Source organism: Paraburkholderia yinzeri (genome assembly GCF_046581065.1).
In the GTDB taxonomy this organism is placed as follows: domain Bacteria; phylum Pseudomonadota; class Gammaproteobacteria; order Burkholderiales; family Burkholderiaceae; genus Paraburkholderia.
Genome location: NZ_JBFOCJ010000002.1, coordinates 229,128 through 245,795, shown reverse-complemented (window position 1 = coordinate 245,795; position 16,668 = coordinate 229,128). Strand labels below are relative to the sequence as shown.

The window sequence follows — 16,668 nt, the reverse complement described above, 5'->3', positions numbered from 1 at the left end:
ATACTGCTCGCGGCGCGCGCGTGCAGAAAACCGGCCAGGCCGGAGCGAGCCCCTTCGACAGCGCAGCGAAACGCGTGCCGCTTGCGCCCCATGCAGCCCCGCGCAAAAACTGCGAGACTGGCGCATGCGCACGCTGGACAAACGCGTGTGCGCCCTTACCTGTGTCAGCATGACATTGCCTTCCCCTGCCACCCTGAGTCTCGAAGCGGCTGCGGACGATCCGCTCGCACGCTTCCATCCGGCCGTCGCGAACTGGTTCAGGCGCAGCTTCGCCGCGCCCACGGCCGCCCAGTGCGCCGCCTGGCCGCTCATTGCCGGGGGCCGCGCGACGCTCGTCGCCGCGCCGACCGGTTCCGGCAAGACGCTCACGGCGTTCCTCGCCGCGCTCGATGAACTCGTGCGCGAAGGACTCGCAAACGGCGGCGCCCTGCCAGATGCGACGCTCGTGGTCTACGTCTCCCCCCTCAAGGCGCTCTCGAACGACATTCGCCTGAACCTCGAACGACCGCTCGAAGGCATCGCCGAAGAACTCGCGCGCCTCGATCTGCCGCCCGTCGAAATCCGCACCGCGGTCCGCACCGGCGACACGCCGCAGCCCGAGCGCGCCGCCCTGCGCAAGCGCGCCCCTCACATCCTCGTGACCACGCCCGAATCCCTCTACGTACTGCTGGGTTCGGAGTCGGGTCGCCGCATGCTCGCGACGGCGCGCAGCGTGATCGTCGACGAAATTCACGCGCTCGCGGGCAACAAGCGCGGCTGCCATCTCGCGCTGAGCCTCGAGCGGCTCGACGCGCTGTGCGGACGGCGGCTCCTGCGCATCGGGCTTTCGGCGACGCAAAAGCCTGTCGATGCCGTCGCGCGCTTTCTCGTCGGCATGGGCCCCGAGCCGCAGACGCCACCGGCCTGCGAAATCGTCGACGTCGGCCATACGCGCGAGCGCGATCTGGCGATCGAGGTGCCGCCCGTGCCGCTGGAAGCAGTGATGGCCAACGACGTTTGGGAGCGCGTCTACGACCGCATGGCCGAACTCGTGGCGCAGCACCGCACGACGCTCGTATTCGTGAACACGCGGCGCATGGCCGAACGCGTCGCGCGCCACCTCAGCGACCGGCTCGGCGCCGAAGCCGTCGCGGCGCACCACGGCAGCCTCGCGCGCGAGCACCGCTTCGATGCCGAGCAGCGTCTGAAACGCGGCGCGTTGCGCGTGCTCGTGGCGACGGCGTCGCTCGAACTGGGCATCGATATCGGCGACGTGGATCTGGTCTGCCAGATCGGCTCGCCGCGCTCGATCGCAGGCTTCCTGCAGCGTGTGGGGCGCTCGGGGCACCAGGTTGGCGGCATGCCGAAAGGTCGGCTCTTTCCAACCTCGCGAGACGACCTCGTGGAGTGCGCCGCGCTGCTGGACTGCGTGCGACGCGGCGAACTCGACCGGCTGAGCGTGCCGCACGCGCCGCTCGACGTGCTCGCGCAGCAGATCGTCGCCGAAGTGGCCTGCGAAGCGTGGGACGAAGACGCCCTCTATGCACTCGTGCGGCGGGCGCTGCCCTGGGCCCGGCTGGAACGCGAGCCGTTCGACGCCGTGCTGCGCATGCTCGCCGAGGGCTATACGAGCCGGCACGGACCGCGGGCGGCGTACCTTCATCGCGACGCCGTGCACCACGTGCTGCGCGCGCGCCGCGGCGCGCGGCTCGTCGCGCTGACGTCGGGCGGCACGATTCCCGATAACGCCGACTACAGCGTGCTGCTCGAACCCCAAGGCCTGCAGATCGGCACGGTCAACGAGGACTTTGCGGTGGAGAGCCTCGCGGGCGATGTCTTCCAGCTCGGCAATGCGTCGTATCGCATTTTGCGCATCGAAGCGGGACGCGTGCGCGTGGAAGACGCACAAGGGCAGCCGCCGAACATTCCGTTCTGGCTCGGCGAGGCGCCGGGACGCAGCGACGAGCTTTCTGTCGCCGTAGGACGCCTCCGGTCTCAGGCGGAAAGGTTGTTAGCGGGAGCGGAAACACCCCTTGGCGCTATAGACAAAATTGACCGGCCCGCCTCGCCCTCGCCGGAAGCCGTGCGCGAGGCGGAACTGGCTGTTAGTTGCATTTCAGACGAGACCGACATTCAGCCGCAATGCCCGCCATCCCGGACCGCCGAGCCAGCCTCGTCCGGCGTGGAGCGCGTCTGCGACTGGCTCGCCGCGACGATCGGCCTGCCCGACGCCGCCGCCCGCCAGATCGCCGAATACCTCGCGCGCGCCTGGACCGCCCTCACCGCGCTGCCGACCCACGACACGCTCGTGATGGAACGCTTCTTCGACGAATCGGGCGGCACGCAGCTCGTGATCCATACGCCCTACGGCAGCCGCATCAACCGCGCGTGGGGTCTCGCGCTGCGCAAGCGCTTCTGCCGGCAGTTCAACTTCGAACTGCAGGCCGCCGCGACCGAGGACGCCATCATCCTCTCGCTCACCGGCGCGCACAGCTTCGCGCTGGACGAGGTATGGCGCTACCTGCACTCGAATACCGCCGGGCACCTGCTCGTGCAGGCGCTGCTCGACGCTCCGCTCTTCGGCGTGCGCTGGCGCTGGAACGCCACCACGGCCCTCGCGCTGCCGCGCCAGACAGGCGGCCGCAAGACGCCGCCGCAGATCCAGCGCATGCGCAGCGAGGATTTGCTCGCCGCGGTCTTTCCCGATCAGGTGGCTTGCGTGGAAAACCTCGTGGGCGAGCGCGAAATTCCGCGCCATCCGCTCGTGGACCAGACGCTCGACGACTGCCTGCACGATGCTATGGATACCGAAGCATGGCTCGCCCTGCTCCGGCGTATCGAAGCAGGCAAGGTGCGGCTCGTGACCCGCGACCTGAACGGGCCGTCGCCGCTCGCCGCCGAGATCCTCACGGCGCGCCCCTACGCGTTCCTCGACGACGCGCCGATCGAGGAGCGCCGCACCCAGGCCGTGCTGAGCCGTCGCTGGAGCGACCCCGAAACGGCCGACGACCTGGGCGCGCTCGATGCCGAAGCCATCGCGGGCGTGCGCGAGGAAGCGTGGCCGCAAGCGCGCGACGCGGAAGAGATGCACGACGCGCTCACGACGCTTGCCTGCCTTACCGAAAGCGAAGTGCAACGCGAGCCGGGCTGGTCAGACTGGCTGCGCGAACTGGCACGCTCGGGCCGCGCGACGCGTTTGCCTGTCGCGGAACACGACACGCTCTGGATTGCGGCCGAACGGCTGAACTGCGTGCGCGCGGTCTATCCGCAGGCGCGCGCCGAACCGCCGCTGCAGGCGCCACCCGGCTACGACGAAAGCTGGACCGAGGAAGCCGCCCTCGTCGAAGTGGTTCTTGCCCGGCTGTCGGGCTTGGGTCCGCTCACCCTCGCTCAGGTGGCGCGGCCCCTCGCGCTGGAGGCAAGCGCCGTCGCGCGGGCCCTGACGGCGCTCGAAGCCCAAGGTTCGGTGATGCGCGGCCGCTTCACGCCTGGCGCGCGCGAGGAGGAATGGTGCGAGCGCCATCTGCTCGCACGCATCCATCGCTACACCGTGCGCAAGCTGCGCCGCGAGATCGAACCGGTCGAGCGCCACGACTTCATGCGCTTCCTGTTCGAGTGGCAGCACGTTGCCGCCCCCACCCGCGGCTCGGGGCGCGACGCGCTCGCCGCCGTGCTCGCACAGTTCGAGGGCTGGGAGGCTTCGGCGCTCGCCTGGGAGGACGAGATCCTGCCTGCGCGCATCGACGATTTCACCCCCATGCTGCTCGACGAGCTGTGCCGCTCCGGGCGCCTGGCGTGGGGCCGCCTGCCGTCGCGCGCGACGGCGGGGTCGGCGGTGCGCAGCACGCCGGTCGTACTTCTGCCGCGGCGCGAACTCGCGCGCTGGACCGCGCTCGCGGCAACACCCGACGCAGCCGGCCTGCCGGCCAGAGCGCGGCGCGTCTACGACGCCCTGCTGCGGCACGGCGCGATGTTCTTCGACGAACTGGCTGCCGATACGCATCTGCTGGGCGTAGAGCTGGAAACCGCGCTGGGCGAGCTGGTCGCGGCGGGGCTCGTGAACGCCGACAGCTTCGCGGGCCTGCGCGCGCTGGTAAAGCCCGCGGCAAAGCGAAGTGCGCACGCGGGGCGGCGGCGCACGCGCGGCTTCGCGCCGCTTGTGGGGGGCATGGCCGACGCGGGGCGCTGGGCGGTGGTGAGACGCATCGAGTTGTCTGTCGCCGATGCGGCCGCCGTAGACCAATCTTTGGGTCAACAAGACGTTGCGGCGATTCCGGATACACGCACCCAGCCGCGCGCCGATCCCGATCTGCTCGAACACGTGGCCAACGTGCTGCTGCGCCGCTACGGCGTGGTGTGCTGGCAACTGCTGATACGCGAGGCGGAGTGGATGCCGCCATGGCGGGACCTGCTGCGCGTGCTGCACCGCATGGAAGCGCGCGGGCACGTGCGCGGCGGGCGCTTCGTCACCGGCCTTTCGGGCGAACAATTCGCGCTGCCCGAGGCCGTCGCGCTGTTGCGCGAGGTGCGCCGGCGCGGCCCCGGCGACGGCACCCTGGTCTGCCTCGCGGCCACCGACCCGCTCAATCTGGCCGGCACGCTGCTGCCCGGGGAGAAGGTGCCGGCGCTCGCGGGAAATCGCATCGTGTTTCGCGACGGCGTGCCTGCGGCGACGCTCGTGGCGGGACGCTTCAGCCTGCTGGGCGCCTTCGACGAAACGGTGCGCGCGGCTCTGCAGGCGCGGTTGATGCGGCCGTCGTGCTAGTGCAACGAGCGCAGGCACGGCTCCGGCGACCGCCCATCAGCGAGGCGCCCCGAAATGGCGCCGCACGCGCAAACCGTTCGCCACCACGAGCAGGCTCGCGCCCATGTCCGCGAATACGGCCATCCAGAGCGTCGCCTCGCCCGCCAGCGCCAGGGAGAGAAACACCGCCTTGATGCCGAGTGCGAGCGCGATGTTCTGCGTGAGCACCGCCGCGGTCTTGCGGCTCAGGCCGATGAACGCCGCGATCTTGCGCGGATCGTCGTCCATGATCGCGACGTCGGCGGTTTCGAGCGCCGTCGCCGTGCCCGCCGCGCCCATCGCGAAACCGATGTCGGCGCGCGCGAGCGCCGGAGCGTCGTTCACGCCGTCGCCGACCATCCCTGTCATGCCGGACTGCGCGGACAGTTCCGCGACCGCATCCTGCTTGTCCTGCGGCAGCAGATTGCCGCGGGCCTCGTCGATGCCGAGTTGCCCCGCAATCGCCCGCGCGGTCGCCGGGTTGTCGCCCGTCAGCATCACGGGCCGCACGCCCAGCGCTTTCAGCGCACGCACCGCCGCCGCGCTCTCGGGCCGCGCGGCGTCCGCGACAGCGAACACGGCCACCGCCTCCTTCGGCGAGCACAGCACGATGGCCGTCTTGCCCGCGCCCTCGAGCGTGGCGAGTGTCGCTTCGAGCTCGGGCGAGCACAGCCCCAGTTCTTCCACGAGCCGATGGTTGCCGAGATGCCAGAACGGGCCGTCGACGCGCCCCTTCACGCCGCGGCCGCCCAGCACGGCGAAGTCGTCGATGCGTTCGAGCGTATCGACGGGCTGCCGCTCGCGCCAGCCGGACACGAGTGCGCGCGCCACAGGATGGGTGCTCGATTCGTCGAGACTCGCGGCAATGCGCAGCGCCGCTTCGACAGGCAACCCGGCGATGGCGAGCACATCGGTCAGTACCGGCTCGCCCCGCGTGAGCGTGCCCGTCTTGTCGAGCGCGACGACTTTCAGCAGCCGCCCGCGTTCGAGCCAGACGCCGCCCTTCACGAGCATGCCGAAGCGCGCGGCGGCCGCGAGGCCGCTCACGACCGTCACCGGGGTCGAGACCACGAGCGCGCACGGGCACGCGATCACGAGCAGCACGAGCGCCTTGTAGAGCCAGCCAGTCCAGGCGCCGCCGATGGCGAGCGGGCCGGCCACCGCGATCAGCACTGCGAGCGCGACCACGGCGGGCGTATAGAAGCGCGCGAACTGATCGACGAAGCGCTGGGTCGGCGCGCGTTGCGCCTGGGCGTCCTGCACCGCGGCTGCAATGCGGGCGAGCGTGCTCTCGCGCGCCGTCGCCGTGACGACGGCTTCGACCACACCGTCGACGACGATGCTGCCCGCGTAGAGCGTATCGCCCGCGGCCTTGTCGACGGGAAGGCTTTCGCCCGTGATGGGCGCCTGGTCCAGGGCCGCAGGGCCGTCCACCACGCGAGCGTCGAGCGGCACGCGCTCGCCGGTCCGCACACGAATCCGGTTGCCGATCGCCACCTCGCCGACCGCGCGCGTGAGCCACCGGCCGAGGCCGCGCGCGGCGGCATCGGCAGGTTGGCTGGCGTCTTCCGCCTGCCAGACCTCGGCGGTGTCGGGGGCGAGCGCCGTCAGCGAGCGGATGGCGTTGCGCGCGCGTTCGAGCGACAGCGCTTCGATCTCCTCGGCGAGCGCGAACAGGAACACGACCATCGCCGCCTCCGGCCACTTGCCGATCACGACCGCGCCGATCACCGCCAACGACATCAGGAAGTAGATATTGACCGTGACGTTCTTCAGCGCGATCCAGCCCTTGCGCAGCGTCGGCTGGCCGGTGCTCCACGCGAGCACCTCGGCGGACGCGGCCGCGACGCCGCTGATTGCCAGCAGCAGCTTCTGGCGGCCCGCAAAACGCAGCGTCTCGACCTGGCCTGCGGTCGGCGCGGCCTCGTCGAGCACGCGCGGTGCCATATCGAGGGCACGCAGTGCCTTGATCAACGGCTGCGCATCGTCGAGGCGGTGGTGCACCGTCAGCTCGCGCGCGAGCAGGTTGAAATCGAGGCGCACGACGCCCGGCATCGGTTCGAGGCGGTTGCGGATCAGCCGCTCCTCGGTCGGGCAGTCCATGTTGTCGATGCGATAGCGCGCGCGCTGTGTGCCATCGGGGGCAGGCGGCGGCAGCTCGCTGGGTGCTGCGGCGTGATCGTGGCCGTGGCAGCAGGCGCGGGCTGAGGTGTTGGCGTGGTCGTGCGTATGGCGGGCACCGTGGTCATGCCCGTGGTCGTCTCCGCGGCTGTGCCCGCCATGGTCGTGGTCATGTTCGTCGCCGCAGCCAGGGCCGTGGTCGTGCCCTTGATCACGGGCATGGTCGTGCTCGTGCGCAGGGTCATGATCACAACCATGACGATGCTCGTGCCCCTCATCCAGCGCCGATGCCCCGCCGGACGGATCTCCCGCCAGCCCTTCGATGCGCGCGCAATAGCGTTGCCCCGCGGCGTGCCGCAACCTGAAAGCCGTGACCATGGCCGATTTCTCCCAAAAATGACACAATCATTGGACAGCCTGTAGCGGCTACAGGGTCAAGCCATTTTTGGGAACCACGAGCATGAGGATCGGAGAACTGGCGCGCCTCGCTCATTGCGATGTCGAAACGGTGCGCTTCTACGAACGTGAGGGATTGCTGGACGAACCCGCGCGCGAAACCAACGGCTACCGCAGCTACGCGGGCGGACATGTCGCGCAGCTCAATTTCATCCGCCATTGCCGCTCGCTCGGTATCGGGCTTGCCGATATCCGCATGCTGCGACGCTTCCAGGTAGACCCGAGCCAGCCGTGCGACGAAGTGAACCAGCTCATCGACTGCCAGATCGAGCGGATCCACCAGCAGATCGCGTCGATGCGGACGCTGGAGCAACAATTGCGTACGCTGCGCGAAACCTGCCACGCGCACAACAGCAGCACCAGCGAATGCGGAATCATGAGAAATCTGGAGCAGCCCATGGATGAAGAATCCTGCTCCTGTCACGCAGATGCGCCTTTGCACGCCGCGGACGGCACGCCGCCGCCGGACCATAACTGAGCGCAACCGAGCGGCGCGCCCAGGACGTTTCGGGGTACTTCAGGGCGCGGCGGCAATCACCTCCGCTACCGTGGCCGTGAGCTTTTTCGCGTAGGGCACGTGCAGGAATTCGTTCGGGCCATGTGCGTTCGATTTCGGCCCGAGTACGCCGCAGACCATGAACTGCGATTTCGGAAAGCCCGCCTGCAGCACGTTCATCAGCGGAATCGTGCCGCCTTGGCCCAGGTAGGCGCAGTCCGCGCCGTAATGCTCGCGCGAAGCGGCATTGAGCGCGTCCGCCAGCCACGGTGCGAGTTCGGGCGCACTCCAGCCGTTCGCGGCGCCCGTGTCGGGCCTGAAGGTCACCCTCGCGTTGTACGGCGGGTCGAACTCGAGCAGCGCCTTCAGTTCGGCCACGGCCTTCGATGCCTCGACCAGCGGCGGCAGGCGCAGCGACAGCTTGAACGCCGTGCGCGGGCGCAGCACGTTGCCCGCGTCGGTCAGCGCGGGCAAGCCAGCCGCGCCCGTCACGGAAAGCGAAGGCCGCCACGCGGAATCGAGCAGCGCCTCTTGCGAATCGGTGGTCGTGGGCAGCACGCGGCGGCCGTCCTGGCCGCAGGCCCACGGAAGCGTTTTCCAGACGCCGTCGCCCAGTATCTTCGCGGTGGCTTCCGCTTCACGCAGGCGCTGCGGCGGAATCGGGCAATGGAACCCCTTGGGCAGGAGCGTACCGCTCGCGGCGTCCTCGAGCCGCTCGAAGAGTTGCCGCATCACGCGGAAGCTGGACGGGGCAATGCCGCCATACGAGCCCGAGTGCACGCCCTCGTCGAGCACCTGCACTTCGAGATCGCCCGACACGAGGCCGCGCAGCGACGTGGTGAGCCAGAGCTGATCGTAGTTGCCCGCGCCCGAGTCGAGGCAGACCACGAGCCCGACCTTGCCGAGCCGTTCGCTCAGCACGTCGACATAGTGCAGCAGGTCATAGCTGCCCGACTCCTCGCAGGTTTCGATGATGCCGACACAGCGCGGCCGCTCGATCCCCTGTGCGTCCAGCGCCGCCAGCGCTGTGACGCTCGCGTAGATGGCATAGCCGTCGTCGGCACCACCGCGACCGTACAGCCGCCCGTCTTCGAGCTTCGGCGTCCACGGGCCCAGATCGTTGCGCCAGCCCGCGAACTCCGGCTGCTTGTCGAGGTGGCCGTAGAGCACGACGGTTTCCTCGCTGCCCGAGCGCGTGGCCGGCGCTTCGAAGAAGATCACCGGCGTGCGGCCCACGAGCCGCACAACTTCGAGCTTCAGACCGCGCACCGGCTGCCGCTCCGCCCAGGACGCCGCGTCCTGCACGACACGCTCGACATAACCGTGCTTCGCCCAGTCCGGATCGAAGGCCGGGCTCTTCGCGGGCACCGCGATATAGTCGGTCAGCGCGGAAACGATCTCGTCGTTCCATTTGCGCTCGACGAAGGCGCGCAATGCGTCGTGATCGAGTTGCTGGCTGTCCTGGGTCGAATCGGAAATCATGGTTTGTGTCCCCGCGATGAAAGCTCCGATGATAGACCCGTTCATCCGCCCGCCGATATCCCCCTGGCCGATCGGCCAGGGGCTGCGCGCAATCCCATTTAGGGCGACAATGTAAGCTTACGCTGCAGCCCGGCGCGGGCTTTCACATAAAGGGAGGATCGACATGGCGAGCCATTCCGTCTTCGATATCGTCGTCCTCGTCGCGACGGTGGTGCTCTATTTCCTGCCTGCGCTGATCGCAGACCGCCGCAGGCGTCACGACCTGCTGACGATCGCGCTCTTCAATGCCGTGCTCGGCTGGTCCGTCGTCGGCTGGCTGGCGGCGCTCTACTGGTCGATCCAGCCGAATCCGCCCAAAGATCTCGCGAGAGAAACCAGGGATCGCCAGCGACGCCTTGGCATGGGGGGATTTTCGCGCATGCTCTCCGATCGCATAGCGGCGCGCGCCGCGCGCGGCAGCGGTGATCGCAAAGGCCCGTCGCGCTGAGGGATGCCGCGCCGTCCGGCTTGTCCCGATGGCCAGCGGATGCGGCACGGGCACCCGTTGGCCGGAGCGGCGTGAAATAATGACTCGAAGTCCTCACCGGTCACACGAACCGGCCCGTCTTCCCTGCACTTTCCGGAGCCCACGATGCATCACGCCGCCCCGATCCTCGCATTTGCCGCCGTCTCGCTCGGCATGGCCCTCACGCCCGGCCCGAACATGATCTATCTGCTTTCCCGTTCGATCTGCCAGGGGCGCAAAGCCGGCCTGATTTCGCTCGGAGGCGTCGCGCTCGGGTTCGTGTTTTACATGCTGTGCGCCGCGTTCGGCATTACCGCGCTGCTGATGACAGTGCCTTTTGCCTACGACGCGCTGCGCTTTGGCGGCGCACTCTACCTCGTGTGGCTCGCGTGGCAGGCACTCAAGCCGGGCGGCCGCTCGCCGTTCCAGGTTCGTGAACTGGCGCCGGATAGCCCGCGCAAGCTGTTTCTGATGGGTTTCGTCACGAACCTGCTGAATCCGAAGATCGCGATCCTCTATCTCTCGCTGCTGCCGCAGTTCATCGACCCGCACCAGGGCAGCGTTCTTGCCCAGTCGATCATGCTCGGCTTGATCCAGATCGCGCTTTCGATCACGGTGAATGCCACCGTAGCCATGACGGCAGGCACGATCGCGGCTTTCCTGGCAGGGCGTCCCGCCTGGCTCACAATCCAGCGCTGGTTGATGGGAACGGTGCTGGCGGGACTCGCCGTAAAAATCGCGGCCGAAGGGCAGCGCTAAGGCAAGCCCGGCTGGCCGGCGCCACTGCGTACCCGGAGTGAACGTCGAGCCAATTCCCAGCTAACTCCAGCTAACCGCAAACGAAACTCAAACGCGCCCCGATGGCGAACGCATAGCGGGCGCGTGCAGCTTGACCGAACCGGCGGGAATGGAGCGCGGCTCGATCTGGACCATGTCCTGGGCGAACATGTCCTGCCGCAGTTCGCCATGCTCATCGAACCACTGGCAGATCAGCCAGTGGCCAGGCGCAAAGCCCACCGGGCCGGCATACATGACGGTCATGCGCGGACCGCCGGATTTGAGGGTGACGACGTCGCCAATTCCGGCCATGGCGGCGCGCTGATTTTCGGCAACGTCGATGGTCGTATCAAGCATGTTATTCCCCGGAAATGGGTTATGCATACCCGGCTGGGTTATACGTTTCCCCGCTTGCAGGCCGGTCTGTCAATAATGGCACCCGGCTTTTTTATAAGTCTCGAAAGACTAACAATACGAATTATTCCGCGCAAGTGATTTTTAGATGAAACGGACAGAAAGGAAATCAGGCAATGCCGCAACCCCGGTCGCGGCAGCACGAATTACCGGGCGCCCCAACCGCGACGGGCAAAATCTCCGCCAGCAATCCGGCGAATAATCGGCGCAATGCGCCGCGGCATTTCGTTCTGCAATGCCGCAATAATCTGTCTGTTACCCGCTGAAAGGCGGCTCGCAGAATGCCCGGAATAATCGCCCGTCTGAAATTTTCATGAGGCGATTGAAAACGCTTTGCGGCCGGCAGGCTGTTCGTTATGTACCGTGAAGCACTTTTTGAACAATTCATTAACCCAGACCTGCCGGTATTAGTCATGGTATTTGCCGCAGGACGAGCAGCAAAGAATGCCTGTCACATTGCCCGATTTTCTCGCTCCCCAAAAAGAGCCCGATCCAAACCGGGACATCGCTCTGGAGCCGCATCGACACGGTATCCGACTTGCAAGAAGGCCACATGAAGTTGTCAGTTGACAACCAACGTTACCCCGCATACACTGAGGCAGTTGATGAGACGTCCACATCCGAGGAAAGAGATAGAAGCTGCGCTGCAGTATGCCGAGTCGAACGGCTGGATGGTGCGGCCAAAGAAGGGCAATGGCCATGCGTGGGGACGGATTTACTGTCCCTACAACGATGCAGATTGCCGTTGCGGGGAATTTTGCATTACGAGCGTATGGAGCACGCCTCGCAGCGCCGCGAATCACGCGGCGCACCTGATGCGGGTCGTCAGCAACTGCACGACTCACCGTCCAGAACATGCCCCATGTGGCGCAAGCGCTCACGAGCCGGAGTAACTCATGGAATACGCTTTCACTCTCAAATACCAGTTGACGGCAAGCGATTGCGATCACGAAGCGCTTGTCGAACGGCTTGGCGAGGCGGGCTGCGATGACGCCACCCCGGGTATCGGGCAACCAGGGCGGATCGCTCTTGCGTTTACGCGCGAGAGCCCTGACGCCTGGACGGCTATCCGTACTGCTCTTCAGGATGTGAAGCAGGCCATTCCGTCCGCTCGCCTTATCGAGGCGGCGCCGGATTTCGTCGGTTTGACAGACGCCGCCGACGCAACCGGCATGTCCCGTCAGAACATGCGCAAACTGATGCTCGCGCACGCCACGGACTTTCCCGCGCCGGTGCACGAAGGCAACCCCTCGTTGTGGCACCTGTCCGACATTCTTGCGTGGCTGAACGACCGGGACGGCTACAGCATCGACGCCGACCTGCTCGACATAGCCAGTTCCGCAAAGCAGGTCAATCTGGCAAAAGATGCGCGTGAAAGAGAACCCCTCGCCGGCCGCGAGCTCGAGGGGTTGGTCGCCTGACCGGCATCCTATTCGCGAAACGGGAGCGCACCCTCGCCTTGCTGCCCTTCGGCGCGCATGTCGAACACGTTTAGCGTCATCGCCACGAGCGCGTAGTATCCCAGCAAGCCAACGAGATTCACCGTCACCTCGCGCCCAAACCGCTCTATCGTCCGCGCGTACGTCGCGTCCGATACACGCCTGGCATCGTACAGCTCGGTCGCGAACGCGTAGATAAGCGCATCGTCGGGATCGTCGAACTGCGGCGTCACGCCCGTGCGAATCTGCTCCGCCAGCGCAGCGGGCACGCCCGCCTCGAGCGCGATCGGATAGTGGATATACCACTCGGCCTGAGCCTGCCAGCACGCCGCCGTCACGAGTATCGCCAGTTCCGAAAGGCGCAGCGGCAAACCCGTGCGATAGCGGCAAAACGCACCCAGGCGCTGGGCGTGCTGCGCCAGTTCAGGGCTGTAGATCCAGCCAAGAAACGGTCCGTTCAGGTTGCCGCGTGGACCGGAGAGGATTTCATCGAGCACGGTCTTCTGTTCCGGCGTCGCCTGCGAGGCGTCGAAAGCGGGAAGCCGCGGGTTCCGCAATTGCGTCATGGATGAACTCCGAGAGTCAGAAAGCAAGAATCCGCGCTCACGCTGCGCGCGACACACCCGTTGCGGCAAGCGCGCCGTCGATCGCGTCGGCAAGGCGCTCCGCGATGGCATCGATATCGCGCGCCGTGCAGATGAACGGCGGTGCGAGCAGCACGTGGTCGCCATGCTTGCCGTCCACCGTGCCGCCCATCGGATACACCATCAGGCCTCGCGCGAACGCTTCGCGCTTGATCGCCGCGTGCAGCTTCAGCGCAGGGTCGAAGGTCGCTTTCGTCTCGCGATCTTTCACCAGTTCGACGCCTACAAAAAGCCCGCGTCCGCGCACGTCGCCCATATACGGATGCGCCGCGTAGCGTTCGCGCAGATTCGCGCGCAGTTGCTCGCCGCGTGCGAGCACATTGTCGAGCAGCTTCTCGTCGGCGATCACGTGTTGCACCTCGAGCGCCGCCGCGCAGGCGGTGGCGTGACCGATATAGGTATGGCCATGCTGGAAGTAGCCGCTGCCGCCGACAATCGTGTCGTAAATGCGCTGGCTGACGAGCGTCGCGCCGATAGGCTGATAGCCGGCGCCAAGGCCCTTGGCGATGGTCAGCAGGTCCGGGCTCACCCCGTCTTCTTCGCAGGCGAACAGGTAGCCGGTACGACCCATGCCCGACATGATCTCGTCGAGGATCAACAGCACGCCGTAGCGGTCGCACACCGCGCGGATCTTGCGGAAGTATTCCCGCACCGGCGGCACCGCGCCGGCCGTTGCGCCCACAACCGTTTCCGCCACGAACGCGGCAACCGTCTCAGGCCCGAGTTCGAGGATTTTCTGTTCGAGCTCGTCGGCAAGGCGCTGGGCGTAGACCTCGTCGGATTCGCCTTCGCGGCGCTCGCGATACGCGTAGCACGGGCTCACGTGATGCGACTCGATCAGGATCGGCAGGAACGGCTCGCGGCGCCAGGCATTGCCGCCGATCGCCAGCGCGCCGAGCGTGTTGCCGTGGTAGCTCTGGCGGCGCGCGATGAAATGGCGGCGCGCCAGTTCGCCTTTCTCGACGAAGTACTGGCGCGCGAGCTTGAGCGCGGCTTCGATGGCCTCCGAACCGCCCGACACGAAATAGACGTGATCGAGCCCTGCCGGCGCGGCGGCGATGAGGTGATCGGCCAGTTGCTCGGACGCTTCGGTCGTGAAGAACGACGTGTGCGCGTAAGGCAGTTGCTCCGCCTGGCGTTTGATCGCACCGATCACGCGCGCGTTGCTGTGGCCGAGGCACGAGACTGCCGCGCCGCCACTCGCGTCGATGTAGCGCTTGCCGGTGGAATCGATGATTTCGATGCCGTCGCCCGCAACCGCTACGGGCAGCGTCTGCTTGGGCATCCGATGAAAGACATGGGTCATGGGGTTCTCTCGATGCGGTGAAATGAAATTCGTCGGAACGGCGCTGTCAGCGGCGGGCCTCAGCAGCGATGAAGCGATCGAACACGCGCCGGCCGTCCTGCCAGACGCCGAAGCCGACACCCTCGGCGCCAATCGTGAAGCAGGCTGTCGCGAGCGTGTTCTCGTCGTCGGGATCGTGCGGATCGTCGCGGAAAATCGGCAGACCGTCTCCGGCCCGGTCTTGCAGTACGCCGACGAGTGCGTCGCCGTCCGGCTGCGTGTCCAGCGCCGGCAGCAATTCGGCAAGGCGAATCTGACGATCGCGCGACGAGTCGGTCACGATCTGCGCTTCGCTCTCGCAGCCCGCATGAATCAGGTGGTTAGCATGGCCGGACGGCTCGTCCAGCGCTGCGATCGAGCAGCGTTGCGCGGTCGCCTCGACGCTGTGGACGCGCACGCCATCCGCCTGCGCGCCGCCAATCGTGTGATGAAAACCGCTCGCGCGGGGGGTGTCGCGTAGCAGCGCAAGCGCCTCGTCGAGCGTCGCCGCGTCGAGCACGGCGCGCGCGAGTATCATGCGCGGCACGCCGGCGCGCGGCGCGCGAATGCGCACATTGTTGATTGTCTGGGCAAGACCGGCTCGGGTAGCCGCGAAGGTGTGGCCGGGCAGCGAGCCCGGATAACAGAAGCTGACGAAGCCGGGCTTGCCCTCGGGCTGCACGTCGACGAGGAAGCAGCGGCCGCGCAGATAAGGGTCGCCATCTTCGTTGTGCGCGATCAGCGCTCCCGCCGGCGTGGGGGCCGCGACGGTCGTGCATCCGTCGGGCACCCGATGGATCAGTTCGCCGCGGCAGTTCCAGAGGAACACATCTTCCGCGGGCCAGCCGAGTGCCTCGGCCATGGCATCGAGTTCGGCTACGTAGGCCGGAAAATAGTGTTGTGCGCTATCGCGCAACTGCTGCGCGAACACGCTGCCGCGCCAGCGGCTTACCGCCTGCCACGCCGCGCTCTGCGCCATGTAGGCGTCGAAGATGGGGGCGGCGAGACGGCCAAGCTGCCGCCCTATCGCCTCGGACGTGCCGCCCAAGGGGTAACACTTCAGTTCCTGCATCGATGTTCCTGGTTCCATCGGGCCCGTGTTCTGGCGCCTTTCCTGTCGGAAAAAACGTCCGAAGAGTGCCCGCCATTGCCTAGGGCCGATTTATACGCCTCATCAACATATGTTGTCAATAATTAATATTTAACAACAAATGACTTACTAGGTAGCGTAAAAGTCCCGGCGGCCTCATCGCTGAAAGCCGCCGTGGCAATGAACAAGGACTGCCGATCGGAAAGCGGGAAAAAGCGCGCGTTCAGCACGCTTCAAGGCACTTCAAGGCACGTAAGCGCCCCGGGCATTGAGCGAGCGCTCGGCCTGTTCGAGCCGCGCGACGGCTTCCGCGCCTTCGAGTGCGAGCAGATGCGCGACGAGCGATTCGGTCAACGCCGTCGCAGCCACGAGCGACGGGAAGAACGACGGGCTCTCGTGCGTGAAGATAAGGACCGTTTCGGCATTGAGCGCAACGGGCGAAACCGCACTATCGGTAATCGCGATCAGCCGGCTCCCCTTTTCCAGGGCCGCTTCGGCCACCCGCACAGCCTCCACCGAGTACGGCGCGAAGCTGACGACGATCGTCGCGCTGTCGCGCTCGATGCCCAGCAGTTGCATTTCGAGCGTGCCCGCCTCCCCGCCCAGCAGCGAAACGGATGGGCGAAACAGCCGATATTCGTACACGAGCCCGAATGCGACCGCGTAGCACGAGCGGAAGCCCGCCACATGAACGTGCTTGACCTTGCGCAGCACGCGTGCAGCCTCGACGATCGCGCGGGCGTTCTGCGCGGCGCTGGCGTCGAGATTGTGCTGCTGTGCCGCGAGCAGGTCGCGCGCGAGCGCATCTTTCGCATTGCCGGCAACGAGCGAGCGGGCGCGGCTCGTGAGCGGCTCGGGCCGCGTGCGCACACGTGCGACGAACAGGTTGCGCAACTCGTTCCAGCCGGGAAAGCCCAACTGCTGCGAGAGGCGCACGAGCGAAGCGGGCTGCACGTTGGCGCGCTCGGCGATCTTGCGCATCGACGAGACGGCCACTTCGTCGGGGTGATCGAGCAGGAACGCGGCCCCCGTCTGGAACTGCGGGCTCAGTTCGGCGAAGCGCGCGCGGATCAGCGCGGCAAGCTGATCGAAACTGTCGGGCATGCGGGCAACGGTTGGGTGGGCGACAACAAATGTTACCACCGGTGTTGCGGGATG

14 protein-coding genes are annotated in these 16,668 nt (G+C 66.9%); 6 read left to right on the top strand and 8 right to left on the bottom strand.

Going from position 1 to position 16,668, the window contains the following annotated elements:
* The first annotated feature begins 169 nt into the window (after positions 1 to 169).
* A complete protein-coding gene (locus WJ542_RS18215; RefSeq protein WP_411190810.1) occupies positions 170 to 4,744 on the top strand; it encodes an Lhr family helicase in 4,575 nt (1,524 codons plus the stop codon).
* Between the two features lie 36 nt (positions 4,745 to 4,780).
* On the opposite strand, the gene WJ542_RS18210 is transcribed toward WJ542_RS18215, so the two are convergent.
* Both WJ542_RS18210 and WJ542_RS18205 read right to left on the bottom strand, forming a co-directional pair.
* Complete coding sequence (locus WJ542_RS18210) at positions 4,781 to 6,865, bottom strand: heavy metal translocating P-type ATPase (RefSeq protein ID WP_411190809.1); 2,085 nt, start codon at positions 6,863 to 6,865, stop codon at positions 4,781 to 4,783.
* Positions 6,838 to 7,140 (bottom strand): hypothetical protein, encoded by a 303-nt coding sequence (locus WJ542_RS18205; RefSeq protein WP_411190808.1) that lies wholly within the window; start codon positions 7,138 to 7,140, stop codon positions 6,838 to 6,840. Before WJ542_RS18205 ends, WJ542_RS18210 begins: the two co-directional genes overlap by 28 nt.
* A 203-nt stretch (positions 7,141 to 7,343) precedes the next feature.
* Between WJ542_RS18205 and WJ542_RS18200 the strand changes: the two genes are divergently transcribed.
* Positions 7,344 to 7,817, top strand: coding sequence for a Cd(II)/Pb(II)-responsive transcriptional regulator (locus WJ542_RS18200; RefSeq protein WP_411190807.1), 474 nt, complete (start codon positions 7,344 to 7,346; stop codon positions 7,815 to 7,817).
* 39 nt (positions 7,818 to 7,856) lie between these two features.
* Here the strand turns inward: WJ542_RS18200 and WJ542_RS18195 are convergent, their stop codons facing one another.
* Positions 7,857 to 9,317, bottom strand: a complete 1,461-nt coding sequence (locus tag WJ542_RS18195) for a M20 family metallopeptidase (RefSeq protein WP_411190806.1) — start codon at positions 9,315 to 9,317, stop codon at positions 7,857 to 7,859.
* Between the two features lie 163 nt (positions 9,318 to 9,480).
* On the opposite strand from WJ542_RS18195, the gene WJ542_RS18190 reads away from it, so the two are divergent.
* Together WJ542_RS18190 and WJ542_RS18185 are read left to right on the top strand one after the other, a co-directional pair.
* The gene (locus tag WJ542_RS18190) at positions 9,481 to 9,804 is read left to right on the top strand and encodes a superinfection immunity protein (protein WP_411190805.1); all 324 of its coding nucleotides are present in this window, start codon (positions 9,481 to 9,483) and stop codon (positions 9,802 to 9,804) included.
* A 144-nt stretch (positions 9,805 to 9,948) separates the two neighbouring features.
* On the top strand, positions 9,949 to 10,581 hold the full coding sequence (locus WJ542_RS18185) for a LysE family translocator (protein ID WP_411190804.1): 633 nt from the start codon (positions 9,949 to 9,951) through the stop codon (positions 10,579 to 10,581).
* 87 nt (positions 10,582 to 10,668) lie between these two features.
* On the opposite strand, the gene WJ542_RS18180 is transcribed toward WJ542_RS18185, so the two are convergent.
* Positions 10,669 to 10,956, bottom strand: coding sequence for a YodC family protein (locus tag WJ542_RS18180; protein ID WP_411190803.1), 288 nt, complete (start codon positions 10,954 to 10,956; stop codon positions 10,669 to 10,671).
* 659 nt (positions 10,957 to 11,615) lie between these two features.
* On the opposite strand from WJ542_RS18180, the gene WJ542_RS18175 reads away from it, so the two are divergent.
* The gene (locus WJ542_RS18175) at positions 11,616 to 11,906 is read left to right on the top strand and encodes a hypothetical protein (protein ID WP_462849260.1); all 291 of its coding nucleotides are present in this window, start codon (positions 11,616 to 11,618) and stop codon (positions 11,904 to 11,906) included.
* Between the two features lie 3 nt (positions 11,907 to 11,909).
* Positions 11,910 to 12,434, top strand: a complete 525-nt coding sequence (locus tag WJ542_RS18170) for a helix-turn-helix transcriptional regulator (protein ID WP_411190801.1) — start codon at positions 11,910 to 11,912, stop codon at positions 12,432 to 12,434.
* An 8-nt stretch (positions 12,435 to 12,442) separates the two neighbouring features.
* On the opposite strand, the gene WJ542_RS18165 is transcribed toward WJ542_RS18170, so the two are convergent.
* The 4 genes from WJ542_RS18165 to WJ542_RS18150 form a co-directional block, all read right to left on the bottom strand.
* Complete coding sequence (locus WJ542_RS18165) at positions 12,443 to 13,018, bottom strand: carboxymuconolactone decarboxylase family protein (protein ID WP_411190800.1); 576 nt, start codon at positions 13,016 to 13,018, stop codon at positions 12,443 to 12,445.
* 37 nt (positions 13,019 to 13,055) lie between these two features.
* Positions 13,056 to 14,402, bottom strand: a complete 1,347-nt coding sequence (locus WJ542_RS18160; protein WP_411190799.1) for an aspartate aminotransferase family protein — start codon at positions 14,400 to 14,402, stop codon at positions 13,056 to 13,058.
* Positions 14,403 to 14,448: 46 nt separating this feature from the next.
* Positions 14,449 to 15,492 (bottom strand): C45 family autoproteolytic acyltransferase/hydrolase, encoded by a 1,044-nt coding sequence (locus WJ542_RS18155; RefSeq protein ID WP_411190798.1) that lies wholly within the window; start codon positions 15,490 to 15,492, stop codon positions 14,449 to 14,451.
* Between the two features lie 261 nt (positions 15,493 to 15,753).
* Positions 15,754 to 16,614 carry a MurR/RpiR family transcriptional regulator gene (locus WJ542_RS18150; protein WP_411190797.1) on the bottom strand — a complete coding sequence of 287 codons (861 nt, stop codon included), beginning with the start codon at positions 16,612 to 16,614 and terminating at the stop codon, positions 15,754 to 15,756.
* Positions 16,615 to 16,668: the final 54 nt, after the last annotated feature.

Bases quoted from the DNA above. Each gene is read 5' to 3' on its own strand.
- WJ542_RS18215 (WP_411190810.1), top strand. From the start codon at position 170: ATGACATTGCCTTCCCCTGCCACCCTGAGTCTCGAAGCGGCTGCGGAC.
- WJ542_RS18210 (WP_411190809.1), bottom strand. From the start codon at position 6,865: ATGGACTGCCCGACCGAGGAGCGGCTGATCCGCAACCGCCTCGAACCG.
- WJ542_RS18205 (WP_411190808.1), bottom strand. From the start codon at position 7,140: ATGGTTGTGATCATGACCCTGCGCACGAGCACGACCATGCCCGTGATC.
- WJ542_RS18200 (WP_411190807.1), top strand. From the start codon at position 7,344: ATGAGGATCGGAGAACTGGCGCGCCTCGCTCATTGCGATGTCGAAACG.
- WJ542_RS18195 (WP_411190806.1), bottom strand. From the start codon at position 9,317: ATGATTTCCGATTCGACCCAGGACAGCCAGCAACTCGATCACGACGCA.
- WJ542_RS18190 (WP_411190805.1), top strand. From the start codon at position 9,481: ATGGCGAGCCATTCCGTCTTCGATATCGTCGTCCTCGTCGCGACGGTG.
- WJ542_RS18185 (WP_411190804.1), top strand. From the start codon at position 9,949: ATGCATCACGCCGCCCCGATCCTCGCATTTGCCGCCGTCTCGCTCGGC.
- WJ542_RS18180 (WP_411190803.1), bottom strand. From the start codon at position 10,956: ATGCTTGATACGACCATCGACGTTGCCGAAAATCAGCGCGCCGCCATG.
- WJ542_RS18170 (WP_411190801.1), top strand. From the start codon at position 11,910: ATGGAATACGCTTTCACTCTCAAATACCAGTTGACGGCAAGCGATTGC.
- WJ542_RS18165 (WP_411190800.1), bottom strand. From the start codon at position 13,018: ATGACGCAATTGCGGAACCCGCGGCTTCCCGCTTTCGACGCCTCGCAG.
- WJ542_RS18160 (WP_411190799.1), bottom strand. From the start codon at position 14,402: ATGACCCATGTCTTTCATCGGATGCCCAAGCAGACGCTGCCCGTAGCG.
- WJ542_RS18155 (WP_411190798.1), bottom strand. From the start codon at position 15,492: ATGCAGGAACTGAAGTGTTACCCCTTGGGCGGCACGTCCGAGGCGATA.
- WJ542_RS18150 (WP_411190797.1), bottom strand. From the start codon at position 16,614: ATGCCCGACAGTTTCGATCAGCTTGCCGCGCTGATCCGCGCGCGCTTC.